Below are 12,617 nucleotides of genomic sequence, written 5' to 3'. Positions count from 1 at the left end.
CGAACGAGGCGGCTGCGCCGCGTCGCCAGACTTCCCTTCGATTCCCGCCATCGGGCGTCGTCCCCGTTCGCATTCCAGCTGGAGAACACCATGATCACCGAAGCCATCCCGGCCATCGTCACCGGCGGCGCATCCGGCCTGGGCGCCGCGACGGCGCGAGCCCTCGCCGAGGGCGGCGCCAAGGTGACGATCTTCGATCTGAACGCCGAAGCCGGCCGGGCCCTGGCCGACAGCATCGGCGGCGCCTTTCTTCAGGTGAACGTCACCGACGCCGAGGCGGTCGCCGGCGCCCTGGAAGAGGCGGAGGGTCTGCATGGCAAGGCGCGCATCCTGGTCAACTGCGCCGGCATCGGCCCGCCCAACAAGGTGATCGGCAAGGATGGCCAGCCCCTGGCCCTGGAACTGTTTCAGAAGATCATCGCCATCAATCTGATCGGCACCTTCAATGTGATGTCCAAGTTCGCCGCCCGTCTGCATGACGCCGATCCGGTGGGCGAGGAGCGCGGCGTGGTCATCAACACCGCCAGCGTCGCCGCTTTCGACGGTCAGATCGGCCAGGCGGCCTATGCGGCGTCCAAGGCGGGCATCGTCGGCATGGCCCTGCCGGTCGCGCGCGAGTTCGCCCGTTACGGCATTCGCGTGATGACCATCGCCCCAGGCATCTTCTGGACGCCCCTGCTGGAAAGCCTGCCAAAGGAGGCGCAGGATTCGCTGGGCAAGCAGGTCCCCTTCCCCAGCCGTCTGGGACAGCCGGAAGAGTTCGCCCATCTGGTGTCGTCGATCGTGGCCAACCCCATGCTGAACGGCGAAGTGATCCGTCTGGACGGCGCCATCCGCATGGGCGCGAAATAGCCGTCTGCCCCGTCCGCGGAGCGCGCAGCACGAGGCCGGAAACCATGCCGACAGACGCGATCAGCGCCCGCATCATCGCGGCGTTTCAGGACAAGGCGACGGGGGCGCTGGACAGTCTGTTGGCCGAGGACGTGGAGTTGCGTCCCCCGACCTATGGAAAATCCTGGAGGGGCAGGGGGCTTGTGGCCCCGCTTCTCGGGTTCGCGGCCGCGTCGTTCGATCGCCTGAGCTACACCGATGTCGTGGCGGACGGCGACATCCTGATCCTGCGCTTCGAAGCCGAGGTGGAGGGGCAGACCATGTCGGGCGTCGACTGGGTGCGGCTGAACGATCAGGGCCTGATCTCGGTCTTCGAAATCTTCTCTCGCCCGCCCAAGGTCGCCTTGCTGTTCCTTGAGAGAATGACCGCCAGGATCAAGGAGCATCCAGACATCGCCGCCATGATGCGCGGCCCAGCGCCAGGAGACGCGACATGAAGCCGTCGTTCGAGAACAAGGTCGCCTTCATCGCCGGCGCCTCCGGGGGGATCAACCTGGCCATCGCCGAGGCCTATGGCCGGGCCGGGGCGCGGGTGGTCATCCTCAGCCGCAATCCCGAACGGATCGAGGCGGCGGCCGAAGGTCTGCGCGCGCTTGGCGTCGACGCGACGGCCTATGCCGGGGATGTCCGCGACCATCAGCGGCTGGAGGCGATCTACGCCGAGGTCGCCGAAACCCATGGCCCCATCGACGTCCTGGTGTCCGGCGCCGCCGGGAACTTCCTGGCGCCGGCGGCCAAGCTGTCGGCCAATGGGTTCAAGACGGTGGTCGACATCGACCTCCTGGGCACCTTCAACGTCTTCCACGCGGCCTTCGCCCATCTGCGGAAGCCGGGCGCGGCCCTGATCGCCATCACTGCGGGCCAGGCCGTCAATCCGATGCCCTTCCAGGTGCATGCCTGCGCGGCCAAGGCCGGCGTCAACATGGTGGTCAAATGCCTGGCGCTGGAATGGGGACCGGCCGGCGTGCGGGTCAACGCCATTTCGCCCGGACCCATCAAGGATACCGAAGGCATGGCCCGTCTGACCGCCGATCCGGCGTCGGAGGCCGCCTTGAAGGCGCGTCTGGCCCTGCGCGATTACGGAACTCGGCAGGACATCGCCCAGGCGGCCCTCTATCTGGCTAGCGAAGCGGCCGCTTACGTGACGGGAACCATCCTGAACGTCGACGGCGGCAACGACCTGGGCGACGCCAGCGCCGATGCGTTGAACTGAGCAGCATACATCCCTCTTTCTTGCATTTGATAACTATTCGCATTACCAGCGAGGCGGATTTGAGGATTCGTCATGCGCCGTCGCCTATTGCTCGCCACCGTTTTCGCCTTTGCGCCCGTTTCGGCCCTTGCCCAGGCGCAGCAGCCTGCGGCGCTTGAGGATGTGGTGGTCACGGCCTCGACGCGGGCGCAGCGGGTGGTGGAGGCGCCGGCCTCGATTTCAGTGGTGACGGCGGAGACCTTGGCCAATCGACCGAACGCGGACCTGACCGATGCGCTGCGGGACGTGGAGGGCGTGTCGATCAGCGGCGGGTCGAACAATCAGGACGTCTTCATTCGGGGCCTGCCCGGCAGCTACACCTTGGTCCTGGTGGACGGCAAGCGCCAGTCCACGCGCGACAGCCGGGTCAACGGCAACGCCGGCTTCGAACAGAGCTTCACCCCGCCATCGGGCGCCATCGAGCGGATCGAAGTGGTGCGCGGTCCGATGTCGTCGCTGTATGGATCCGACGCCCTCGGCGGCGTGATCAACATCATCACCAAGAAGGTGCCCGAGCGCTGGGGCGGCTCCATCGGCGGCGACTATGTGGCCCAGGAGAAGGGCGCTTCGGGCGATTGGCGTCAGGCGCAGGGCTATCTGGCCGGGCCGCTGGTGGACGGCGTGCTGGGCGCGCAGATATGGGGCCGCACCTATAGGCGCGACGAGGATCGCATCCTGGGCGGCGTCAACGGCGGGGAGGACTGGAACCTGACCGGCCGCCTGGCCTGGACGCCGAATGCGGATCATGAGGTGCTGCTTCAGGTGGATCGCACCGATGTCCGGCGCGAGAACACGGCCGGCGCGACCCTGGCGGCCACGGCCGCGTCCAACTACAACACCAATGAGCGGACGGCCGCGTCGCTGGGGTGGAACGGCCGGTGGGACTGGGGAACCAGCGCCCTGTCTATGCTGCGCGAACAGACCCAGCGAAAGACATTCACCCAACGCAGCGGTTCGTTCACCCAGGACGCGCGCGCGCCCGAACTGACCAACACCGTCTATGACGCCCTGTTAAACATCCCGCTGGAGGGGACCCGTCTGGGCGACCACCAACTGGTCGTGGGCGGTCAGTCTATCGAGAAAAAGCTGGTCGATCTGAACCCCGGCGTCAGCGCGACCCAGCCGGGAACCTTCACCGTGTGGCAGCGCGCTCTGTTCGTCGAGGACGAATGGCGGTTGAACGACCGACTGGCCCTGACCGTTGGCCTGCGCTTCGACGACCACGAACGCTATGGCTCCCACTGGAGCCCGCGTCTGTATGGGGTCTGGACCCCGGCCGAGGCCTGGACGATCAAGGGCGGCGTCTCCACCGGCTTCCGCGCGCCCGAACTGCGCCAGGTGGCGACCGGCTATGCCTACACCACGGGCGGGGCCAGCTGTTCGGTTGGTCCGAACGGGACGTGCGGCGTCATCCTGGGCGATCCGAACATCGAGCCCGAGACCAGCACCAACTATGAGATCAGCGTGCTGTGGAGCCCGTCCACCACACTGTCGGCCAGCGCGACGGTGTTCCGCACCGCCTTCAAGGACAAGATCGACAGCGCCCTAGTCTATAACGCCAATGGGACCATCGCCCGTTGGAGCGAGAACCCGAACTATCGCCTCTACTACTGGTACAATCTTCAGGACGCCGATCTGCAGGGCGTGGAGCTGTCGGGGCGCTGGCGGCCCATCGACCGGCTGGGTCTGAAGGCGGGCTATACCTATACCGACTCCGAGCAGAATTCGGGGACCTACCAGGGTCTGCCGCTGTCGCGCACGCCCGAGCATATGGCCAATATCCGCGCCGACTATGACGCCAATGAGCGGCTGAACCTGTGGGGCGCGGTCAACTATCATGGCGCGGAGCTGAACGCCGGCCTCCGCGTGGGGGCGAACGGTCAGCCCATCCTGAACGGCGCGACCCAGGTCGGCCGTCGCTATCCCAGCTACACCACCGTCGACGTCGGGGCGAACTGGCGCGTGACCCCGGCCGTCAGCCTGAAGGCGGGCGTCTATAATCTGGGCGACGAGGCGATCAATGTCGCCGACTACGACTTCCAGGGCGACGGGCGTCGCGGCTGGATCGGCGTGAACTACAGCTTCTGATGCGCCGCGCCCTGCTCATCGCCGTCTGCGGTCTTGCGGTCCTGGCGGCCGCGCCCGCTCGAGCCCAGCCGGCCGCGGCGGCGCGCGTGGACCGGACCATCGCCGATGTCGGCTCGGCCTACTATGGGTTCGAAAGGCTGTCGGTGACGTCCGAGGACGGGGCGCGGGTCTATCGCGTCTGGATCGCCACGCCGAAAAAGACAGCGCCCCCCGGCGGCTATCCGGTCGCCTGGCTGTTGGACGGCGACGCCGCCCTGGCCCAAATCGACGAGGGGCTGCTGGCGCGGCTGGACGCCGGCGATCCGCCTGTCATCGTCACCATCGGCTATGAGGGCGATCGCCAGTTCGACGTCCTGGCGCGCGCCTTTGACTATACGCCCCCGCTCTCTGACGGCCCGGCGGTCGATCCGGCGGGGCGGCCGGGCGGCGGGGCCGACGCCTTCCTGACCCTGTTGAAGGATCGGATCGCGCCGGAGGTGGCCCGTCGTGTCGCGGTCGATCCGGCGCGCAGCCTGATCTGGGGCCATTCCTACGGCGGGCTGTGCGTGCTGCATGCGGCCCTGACGCGGCCGGACGCCTATCATACATTCGTCGCGGCCAGCCCGTCCTTGTGGTGGGGCTATGGCGCGGTGTTGAACGACGCCCCGCCCTTCCTGGCGCGGTCTTTGCGGCCCGACCTGGTCCTGACCCTGCTGGTGGGCGAGGACGAGGTGCGGGGACGCGGCTCGCGACCGCACACCCATCCGATGTGGACCTCGGTTCCCGCAGGCGCGACGCATGACCTGGCGGCCCAACTGGCGGGGGCGGGGGTCGATGTTCGGTTCGGCGAGTTGCCGGGCCAGGGCCACGGCGGAATGCTGGCCGCCTCGTTGATCCCGACCCTTCTGTCCCTGGCCGGCGTCGCCCCGGCGCCCGGAGAGCCCCTGTGATGACCGACCCGACGCCTTGCATTCCGTCTCGCCGTTCGGCCCTGCTGGCGCTGGGCGGCTTATCCCTGCTTGCGGCCTGCGGTTCGCGCGAGACGGCGGCGACGACATCCGGGCTGAAGGACCTGCGCGACCGGCCGGTCCGCCCCCTGACGCCGGGCCAGAAGATCAGCATCGACGACGGCCGCTATCTGATCGCCCTGGCGCTGATCCATCCCGATCCCGTGTCTCTGCTGGCGGCCTGGAGCGGCGACGTCAACCGGATCAGCCCGGATATGTACAAGGCCTATGTCGATAAGTTCCCGGCCCTGGCGACCCTGCCCAAGATTCCCCGCTCGGGCGAGCCGTTCAATCTGGAGGCCGTGCTGGCGGCGCAGCCGGCGACGGCGGTGGTGTCGATCGATTCCGGCCCAAGCGACGAACAGGTGGGCCAGCTGCAGGCGGCGGGCGTGCCGGCGGCCTTCATCGACTTCTTCAACCACCCGTTCGAGAACCAGGCCCGCAGCCTGGCCCTGTTGGGCGCCCTGATCGGGCGCGGCGAACAGGCCGCCGCTTTCAACGCCTTCAAGAAGGCTCGGCTGGATGCGATCTCGGCCAAGGTGGCGACCGTGCCGATGGACCAGCGGCCGACGGTCTTTCTGGAACCGCACGCCATGATCACGCCCGACTGCTGCAACTCGCCGGGGCGGGGCAATGTCGGCGACTACATCGCCTTCGTCGGGGGGCGCAACATCGGGGCCGACGTCCTGACCGCGCCGACGGGCAAGCTGAATCTGGAATATGTGATCCAGCGCGACCCCGACGTCTACATCGCCACCGGCGGCCCGCACCTGGCCAAGGCCGGCGGCTTCGTCGTCGGGCCGGACTTCAACGCAGAACAGTCGCAGGCGGGCCTGCGTCGCGTGACCGGCCGCCCCGGAATATCGACGCTGAAGGCGGTGCGTCAGGGCCGGGCGCACGGCCTGTCGCACCAACTGATCAACTCGCCCATCGACATCGTGGCCACCGAGATCCTGGCCAAATGGATTCAGCCCGAACTGTTCGCCGACCTCAACCCGCGCGCCACCCTGGACCAGATCAATCAGCAGTTTCTGGCCGTGCCCTATCGCGGCGACTACTGGGCCGACCTGACGCCCGCCTGACCTATCCCCCCGAAGACCGAAGAAGGACTATGCCGATGACCTCCATTCGTTTCGCCGCCGCTGCGGCCGCCGCCCTGCTGGCGACCGTCGCCGCTCCGGCGCTGGCCAACACGACCGCCCCGACCCCACCCGCCGCCAGCGCCGGCGCGCCCGCCATCGTCAAGTCGGTGAAGGTCGAGCCGGGCGGTCTATATGAGATCGTCTTCAACCCGACCGACAGCAACATCCTGATCGCCGCCGTCGGTCCGCGCGGCGAGACGCGCGGCGCCATCGCCCGCCTGAACGCCGATCTGACGCCGGGCCAGTCCATCGACGTCTCGGCCAATCCGCTCTACGGCCTGGGCTTCAACAGCCGCACCCAGACGCTTTACGGCACGGCGACGCGCTCCGGCTCGGTCGGGGTCGTCGATGTCCGAACCGGCCGCCTGGTCGCCACCATCAAGGACGGCGACGACGAGTCCGCCCACGTCCGCGAGGTCATCGTCGATGAGACGCGCAACAAGGCCTATGTCACCATCGTCGGCGGCGAAGCGAACGACGCCAGCCGCCCGAACCAGATCTGGGTGATCGACGGCGCGACCAACGCCATCGAGCGCAAGATCGCAGCCCCGGTCGGCGGACTGACGGGCGCGGCGCTGGACTCGCAAAACAACCGCCTGTTCGTGACGGGCATGAGCTCCAACGACGTCGGCGTCATCGACCTGGCGACGGGCCGGTCGGTCGGAACTTGGCCGACCGGCAGCGAAAAGCCGACCAATGTCGCCTTCGACGCGGCGGGCGGTCGTCTGTTCGTCGCCAGCCAGGGCACCGGCGATCTGACCGTCATGAACGCCGCGGACGGCGCCGTGATCAAGAAGGTTCCGACGGGGGAGGGCGCGCTCAGCGTCGCCTACAATCCCCGCAACGATCAGGTCTATGTCGCCAACCGCCAGGCGGGCACCGTGACGGTGGTGGGCGGCGGTGACTACGCCGTGCTGGCCAATCTCCAGACCGGCACCTTCCCCCAGACCATCGCCATCGATCCGGCGACCAACGCCGTCTATGTGACCAACAAGGCGCGGGGCCTGCCCCGCAACGCCCCGGCCGGCACACCGGTCCCTGTCGATCCGGCGGGCGACACCGTCACCCTGATCCGGCCCTGACGATGAGCGGGCCGGCGGTCTCGCCTTCGCTGGATTGGAACGGCGACAACGGGCGGCGGTGGGTCGAGAACCAGGACCGGCTGGACCGGATGCTGGCGGCCTATGGCGCGGCCCTGGCGCGCGCCGCCGCCCCGGTCGTGGGCGACCATGTGCTGGATGTCGGCTGCGGCGCCGGGGCGACCACCTTCGACATGGCCGCCCGCGTCGGCCCCTCCGGTCGGGTCGTGGGGATGGACATCTCGGCGGCCCTGATCGGGCGCGCCCTGGACCTGGCCGCATCGCAAAGTGGCGAGGCGGTGGAGTTTCGCCTGGCCGACGCCGCCCGGGCCGAGTTCACGCCCGACTTCGACCGGATCGTCTCGCGCTTCGGCGTGATGTTCTTCGACGATCCGGTCGCGGCCTTCGCCAATCTGCGCCGCGCGCTGAAGCCGGCTGGGCGGCTGGCCTTCGTCTGCTGGCGCGGCGCGGCCGAGAACGACTGGACCCGCCTGCCGATGGCGGCGATACGCGACCTCGTGTCGGCGCCGGCCCCGGCCGATCCCGAGGCGCCCGGACCCTTCGCCTTCGGCGACCGCGACCGGATCGCACGCATTCTTCTCGACGCCGGCTATGCCGACATCGATATCCGGCCGTTCGACAGTCCGGTCCATTTCGGCGTGGGCGACACGGCCGACGCCGCACTGGACGATGCGGTCGATCATGCGATCCGCGTCGGGCCGCTGGAGCGGGCGTTGAGGGGCGTATCGGGCCCGGTGCGCGCTCAGGCCATGGCGGCGGTGCGTCTGGCCTTCGCCGGCAAGCTCCGTCTCGATGGCGTCTGGATCGACGGCGCCGCCTGGATCGTCAGCGCACGTCGCGGTTAAAGCACCTCGTCCACCATCACTTGGATCTGACCCCGCGCGCAGGGTTCCACCCGGGCGCGCACCTGCCAGACATCGGCCAGGACGGCGGGAGTCACGGCCTCGGCCGGCGCGCCCTCTATCTGCACCCGGCCGTTCGCCAGCACCACGATCCGATCGGAAACGCGCGCGGCGGCCTGCAGGTCATGCAGCACAATCACCACCACCGCCCCGTTCTCGCGCGCATAGTCGCGGGCCAGGCGAAACACCTCCAACTGATGCCGCAGGTCCAGGGCGCTGGTCGGTTCGTCCAGCAGCAGGACGCGCGGCTGGCGGACCATGGCCTGGGCCAGGCCCGCGATCTGGCGCTGGCCGCCCGACAGCCGGTCCAGACGCTTTAGCGCCAGATCGACCGCCCCGACCCGCTCCAGCGCCGCCAGGGCGCGGACCTCGGCCTGGGCCGAACCGGAGGCGGAGGGCGACGCTTCCAGCGCCGCGATCACGGTCTCCAGCACCGTCAGGGCCACGTCCTGCGGCAGGGTCTGGGGCATATAGGCGACATGGCGCGCCCGCTCGGCGATGGACATCCGATTCAGGTCCAGCCCGTCCAGCATGACCCGTCCCGCCGCCGGCGTCAGGCCCGCGACGGCGCGCATCAGGGTGGTCTTGCCCGCCCCGTTCGGACCGATCAGCGACACGACCTGACCCGCCGCCAGCGGCTGCAGCGCCACGTCCGACAGGATTGTCCTCTCGCCATAGCGGGCGGTCAGATGCTCGACGATAAGGCTCATCCCCGCGCCCCGCTGCGGAAAATCAGGATAAGGAAGGCGGGCGGTCTGTTCGTGCTGGAGACGCTTCGAGCCGACCCCGCCCTGTTCGCCCGCTGGATCGCCGTCAGCCCGTCCCTGTGGTGGTCGACGCCCTCGCCAATGATCGCCACGCCCGACCTGCTGATCGGCTGCGGCGAGGCCGAGACGGGGCGCGACATGCGCGACCGCATCGCCGGCTGGGTGGCCGCGAAACCCGATGGCGCGGTCTTCAAACAGGCTCCGAACGCCGACCACGGTTCGGCGCCGTTCGCCCTGATCCCTGACATCCTGCGTCACGCCAGCGGCGCGCCGGCGTAAGGGGCGTCAGGCTTCGCGACGCCAGGCTGTGACGAAGCACCGGGCGTTGCGGTTGACGTGCTCGGCGTCCTGGCCCGGCTTGAACACGGCCGAGCCGATGCCGAAGCCCGAGGCGCCGGCGGCGCGCCAGCTGTCCATGCTGTCGGGATCGACCCCGCCGACCGCATAGACGCGCGTATCGGCCGGCAGGATGGCGCGGACGGCTTTCAGCCCCTTGGGGCCCGCGATTTCGGCGGGGAACAGCTTCAGCGCATCGGCTCCGGCGTCCAGCGCCACGAAGGCTTCGGACGGGGTGAAGAAGCCGGGCAGGGACAAAAGGCCCAGCGCCTTGGTCTGGCGGATCACCTCGGCGTTGGTGTTGGGCGAAATGATCAGCTGGCCGCCCGCCTCCGCCACCTGTCGCGCGGCCTCGACGCTCAGCACCGTGCCGGCGCCGACCAGGGCGCGGCCGTCCAAGGCGGCGCGCAGACGGCGAATGCTCTCCAGGGGTTCGGGCGAGTTCAGCGGCACTTCCAGACAGGTGAAGCCTGCGGCGACGATGGCTTGGCCCACCTCCACCGCCTCGTCCGGCGTCAGCCCGCGCAGAATGGCGATCAGCGGCAGGGCGTCCAGGCTTTCGATGGCGACAGGGATCATCGGGATGCGGCCTCGTGAATGCGCCACAGACCTCGGGCCGTGGCGGCGGCTCCGTCCGCCGTGCGGACATCTTGAAAACCGCCCATGGCGAGGGCGGCGGCGTAGCGATGACACAGGGCCTCGGCCCCGATCAGGACGACCGGGCGGTCGTTCATGGCGGATTGAGCGGCGACCTCGGCCCCGATCAGCAGGCCGGAAAGATAGTCCGCCGCCGCCCCGGCCGTCAGCCGCCCAGCCAGGCCGTCGATCCGGACCGAGAACAGGACGGCGGTGATCGCCGGATCGGCGAAGGCGCGCCCGACCCCGGCGGCGAAGGCGTCGTCGTCTACGCCCGGCTCGCCCATGTCGGCGCCCAGGATCGTGCCCTTGCGGATCGCCCCGAACAGTTCGCCCGTCATGAAGGTTCGGAAACCGACGATGCGGCCGGCCTGGGTCTCAATCCATTTGCTGTGCGTGCCCGGCGCGACGACCACCGCGTCTGAGGGTGCGTCCAGGCCCATGACCTGCGTCTCCTCGCCCCGCATCACATCGTGCAGCCGCCCGTCGCGATAGGCGGCGACGCCGGGGATCAGGGCGACGAAGGCGGCGTCGTCGGGCCGCTCCACCGCACGCGCCAGTTCCTGGATACCGGCGGGGCAGGGCGCATAGGCCATCTCGCGCCACCTGCCCCGGGCGCCCGCCATGCCGCCGACAATCACCGGCAGGCCGTTGCTCAGCCAGTCGCCGGCGACCTCTTCCAGCACCGGGCGGAACTGATCGCGGCTCAGGCCGCCGGCGCCGCGCGGATCGGATCGGCTGTCCAGCACTGCGCCGCCTTCGGCGATCCGCATGACGCGCAGATTGCTGGTGCCCCAATCGACGCCGATCAGGCGCGGCCCGCTCACCTCACCACCAGATCGTGTAGACGACGATCAGGAAGGCCACGACGCCCACGGCCGCCAGGTTGAAGCCCAGCGAGGTGCGATAGCTGATCTGGTCCAGCTTGATCTTCATCGCGTCGGGCTTGGCCGGGACCAGCAGGGACACGACGACCGCCGCGATCAGGGAGACGACGAAGACAACGCCGACCCGGTTCATGAAGGGGAAGATGAACTGCCCCGTCTCCTGCAGCCACCAGAAGATGGCCGACAACGCGACCGAGCCGACGGCGGCGGTCAGGGCGCCGGCTTCGGACGCCCGCTTCCAGAACAGGCCCAGCATGAAGATGACCACGATGCCGGGGGTGAAGAAGCCGGTGAACTCCTGGATGAACTGGAACGCCTGATCGAAACCGCCCAGCAGCGGACGGGCGGTCAGGATGCCGATGATGACGGCGGCGACGGCGGCGATGCGACCGACCGTGACCAACTGATGCTCGGGCGTGTCCTTCCGAATCTTGGCGTAGAGATCCAGGGTGAAGATGGTGGAGATCGAGTTCACCTTGGACGCCAGCGAGGCGATGATGGCGGCGATCAGGGCCGCGAAGACCAGACCCTTCAGACCCACCGGCAGAAGGTTCATCATGGTCGGATAGGCCTGGTCCGGCGCGGCCAGATTGGGGGCCAGGATCAGGGCGGCCATGCCCGGCAGCACCACGATCACCGGCATCAGCAGCTTCAGATAGGCGGCGAAGGCGATGCCTTTCTGCGCTTCCGGCAGCGACTTGGCGGCCAGGGCGCGCTGGATGATGTACTGGTTGAAGCCCCAGTAGCTGATGTTCATGACCCACAGGCCGCCCAGCAGAACGGCGATGCCCGGCAGTTCCTGATAGTGCGGATTGTCCTTGGACAGGATCATGTCGAACTTGTCAGGGAACTCGGTCAGCAGGGTGTGGAAGCCCGCCACGGCGCCGCCCGCGCCGCCGATGGTCGACAGGGCGATGAAGCCGATGATCAGACCGCCGCAGACCAGCAGAGCCACCTGCACGATGTCGGTCAGGGCCACGGCCTTCAGCCCGCCCCACAGTTGATAGGCCAGGGCGAAGACGCCGATGGCGATGATGGCGTAGTCCTGGTTGAAGCCCGTGACGGTGTGCACCGCGATGGCGCCCAGCCACAGGATCGAGGTCACGTTGACGAAAACGTAGAGCAGCAGCCAGAACACCGCCATCACGTTGCGGATCGTCGGTCCGTACCGCTGCTGCAGGAACTGCGGCATGGTGACGATCTCGTTGCGCAGGAAGATCGGCAGGAAGAACTTGCCCACGATCAGCAGGGTCAGCGCCGCCATCCATTCATATGACGCGATGCCCAGGCCGATCACATAGCCCGATCCGCTCATGCCGATGATCTGTTCGGCCGATATGTTGGCGGCGATCAGGGACGCGCCGATGGCCCACCACGGCAGGCTCTTGGACGCCATGAAATAGTCGGTTGATGTCTTCTGCTCGCCGCTCTTGCTTCGCGACACCCACTGGGCCAGGCCGAAGATGAAGACGGCGTAGATGGCCAGGATCGCCAGATCGATGCCCGCGAGCGACATGGTGCGTATTCCCCCTGCGCCCTGAAATCGAGCGTTCGAACGCAGCCTATGTCAGGCCTGACATTCCCGCAACGGGATTTTATATATGCGCCGCAGTTTCATCTGCGGTAATCT

13 protein-coding genes are annotated in these 12,617 nt (G+C 68.4%); 9 read left to right on the top strand and 4 right to left on the bottom strand.

Annotation, left to right across the window (positions count from 1 at the left end; translation table 11 throughout):
- The first annotated feature begins 90 nt into the window (after nt 1–90).
- The 8 genes from KZX42_RS06620 to KZX42_RS06585 all read left to right on the top strand — a co-directional run bounded on the left by KZX42_RS06620 (nt 91) and on the right by KZX42_RS06585 (nt 8,304).
- Nucleotides 91–852, top strand: coding sequence for an SDR family NAD(P)-dependent oxidoreductase (locus tag KZX42_RS06620; protein ID WP_248118221.1), 762 nt, complete (start codon nt 91–93; stop codon nt 850–852).
- Nucleotides 853–896: 44 nt separating this feature from the next.
- Nucleotides 897–1,328: a nuclear transport factor 2 family protein gene (locus tag KZX42_RS06615; RefSeq protein WP_248118219.1), complete on the top strand. Its 432-nt coding sequence runs from the start codon at nt 897–899 to the stop codon at nt 1,326–1,328.
- Entirely contained in the window at nt 1,325–2,104 is a 780-nt protein-coding gene (locus tag KZX42_RS06610; RefSeq protein WP_248118216.1) for an SDR family oxidoreductase, read from the top strand. The genes KZX42_RS06615 and KZX42_RS06610 overlap by 4 nt, the downstream gene beginning before the upstream one ends.
- 72 nt (nt 2,105–2,176) lie before the next feature.
- Nucleotides 2,177–4,231, top strand: a complete 2,055-nt coding sequence (locus tag KZX42_RS06605; RefSeq protein WP_248118214.1) for a TonB-dependent receptor — start codon at nt 2,177–2,179, stop codon at nt 4,229–4,231.
- Complete coding sequence (locus KZX42_RS06600) at nt 4,231–5,160, top strand: alpha/beta hydrolase-fold protein (protein WP_248118212.1); 930 nt, start codon at nt 4,231–4,233, stop codon at nt 5,158–5,160. Before KZX42_RS06605 ends, KZX42_RS06600 begins: the two co-directional genes overlap by 1 nt.
- On the top strand, nt 5,160–6,299 hold the full coding sequence (locus KZX42_RS06595) for an ABC transporter substrate-binding protein (RefSeq protein WP_248118211.1): 1,140 nt from the start codon (nt 5,160–5,162) through the stop codon (nt 6,297–6,299). Before KZX42_RS06600 ends, KZX42_RS06595 begins: the two co-directional genes overlap by 1 nt.
- A 35-nt stretch (nt 6,300–6,334) precedes the next feature.
- Nucleotides 6,335–7,441 carry a YncE family protein gene (locus tag KZX42_RS06590; protein WP_248118209.1) on the top strand — a complete coding sequence of 369 codons (1,107 nt, stop codon included), beginning with the start codon at nt 6,335–6,337 and terminating at the stop codon, nt 7,439–7,441.
- Between the two features lie 2 nt (nt 7,442–7,443).
- Nucleotides 7,444–8,304: a class I SAM-dependent methyltransferase gene (locus KZX42_RS06585; RefSeq protein WP_248118206.1), complete on the top strand. Its 861-nt coding sequence runs from the start codon at nt 7,444–7,446 to the stop codon at nt 8,302–8,304.
- On the opposite strand, the gene KZX42_RS06580 is transcribed toward KZX42_RS06585, so the two are convergent.
- A complete protein-coding gene (locus KZX42_RS06580; RefSeq protein WP_248118204.1) occupies nt 8,301–9,071 on the bottom strand; it encodes an ABC transporter ATP-binding protein in 771 nt (256 codons plus the stop codon). The two genes, KZX42_RS06585 and KZX42_RS06580, sit on opposite strands and share 4 nt — an antisense overlap.
- On the opposite strand from KZX42_RS06580, the gene KZX42_RS06575 reads away from it, so the two are divergent.
- Nucleotides 9,051–9,407: a hypothetical protein gene (locus KZX42_RS06575; protein WP_248118202.1), complete on the top strand. Its 357-nt coding sequence runs from the start codon at nt 9,051–9,053 to the stop codon at nt 9,405–9,407. The genes KZX42_RS06580 and KZX42_RS06575 overlap by 21 nt on opposite strands.
- Nucleotides 9,408–9,413: 6 nt before the next feature.
- On the opposite strand, the gene KZX42_RS06570 is transcribed toward KZX42_RS06575, so the two are convergent.
- Genes KZX42_RS06570 through KZX42_RS06560 form a run of 3 tightly spaced genes read right to left on the bottom strand, consistent with a single transcriptional unit; the run spans nt 9,414 to nt 12,503 of the window.
- Nucleotides 9,414–10,043: a 2-dehydro-3-deoxy-6-phosphogalactonate aldolase gene (locus tag KZX42_RS06570; RefSeq protein ID WP_248118200.1), complete on the bottom strand. Its 630-nt coding sequence runs from the start codon at nt 10,041–10,043 to the stop codon at nt 9,414–9,416.
- Nucleotides 10,040–10,927, bottom strand: a complete 888-nt coding sequence (locus KZX42_RS06565; protein WP_248118198.1) for a 2-dehydro-3-deoxygalactonokinase — start codon at nt 10,925–10,927, stop codon at nt 10,040–10,042. Before KZX42_RS06565 ends, KZX42_RS06570 begins: the two co-directional genes overlap by 4 nt.
- Before the next feature lies 1 nt (nt 10,928).
- Nucleotides 10,929–12,503 (bottom strand): sodium/sugar symporter, encoded by a 1,575-nt coding sequence (locus KZX42_RS06560; RefSeq protein ID WP_248118196.1) that lies wholly within the window; start codon nt 12,501–12,503, stop codon nt 10,929–10,931.
- Nucleotides 12,504–12,617 lie beyond the last annotated feature (114 nt).

Source organism: Brevundimonas sp. EYE_349 (assembly GCF_023147505.1).
In the GTDB taxonomy this organism is placed as follows: Bacteria; Pseudomonadota; Alphaproteobacteria; order Caulobacterales; family Caulobacteraceae; genus Brevundimonas.
The sequence above is the reverse complement of the archived record's forward strand: the minus strand, read 5'-3'. Positions and strand labels throughout refer to the sequence as shown.

What these genes read in the sequence shown, in the direction of transcription:
- KZX42_RS06620 (WP_248118221.1), top strand. Translation starts at nt 91, where the DNA reads ATGATCACCGAAGCCATCCCGGCCATCGTCACCGGCGGCGCATCCGGC.
- KZX42_RS06615 (WP_248118219.1), top strand. Translation starts at nt 897, where the DNA reads ATGCCGACAGACGCGATCAGCGCCCGCATCATCGCGGCGTTTCAGGAC.
- KZX42_RS06610 (WP_248118216.1), top strand. Translation starts at nt 1,325, where the DNA reads ATGAAGCCGTCGTTCGAGAACAAGGTCGCCTTCATCGCCGGCGCCTCC.
- KZX42_RS06605 (WP_248118214.1), top strand. Translation starts at nt 2,177, where the DNA reads ATGCGCCGTCGCCTATTGCTCGCCACCGTTTTCGCCTTTGCGCCCGTT.
- KZX42_RS06600 (WP_248118212.1), top strand. Translation starts at nt 4,231, where the DNA reads ATGCGCCGCGCCCTGCTCATCGCCGTCTGCGGTCTTGCGGTCCTGGCG.
- KZX42_RS06595 (WP_248118211.1), top strand. Translation starts at nt 5,160, where the DNA reads ATGACCGACCCGACGCCTTGCATTCCGTCTCGCCGTTCGGCCCTGCTG.
- KZX42_RS06590 (WP_248118209.1), top strand. Translation starts at nt 6,335, where the DNA reads ATGACCTCCATTCGTTTCGCCGCCGCTGCGGCCGCCGCCCTGCTGGCG.
- KZX42_RS06585 (WP_248118206.1), top strand. Translation starts at nt 7,444, where the DNA reads ATGAGCGGGCCGGCGGTCTCGCCTTCGCTGGATTGGAACGGCGACAAC.
- KZX42_RS06575 (WP_248118202.1), top strand. Translation starts at nt 9,051, where the DNA reads ATGCTCGACGATAAGGCTCATCCCCGCGCCCCGCTGCGGAAAATCAGG.
- KZX42_RS06580 (WP_248118204.1), bottom strand. Translation starts at nt 9,071, where the DNA reads ATGAGCCTTATCGTCGAGCATCTGACCGCCCGCTATGGCGAGAGGACA.
- KZX42_RS06570 (WP_248118200.1), bottom strand. Translation starts at nt 10,043, where the DNA reads ATGATCCCTGTCGCCATCGAAAGCCTGGACGCCCTGCCGCTGATCGCC.
- KZX42_RS06560 (WP_248118196.1), bottom strand. Translation starts at nt 12,503, where the DNA reads ATGTCGCTCGCGGGCATCGATCTGGCGATCCTGGCCATCTACGCCGTC.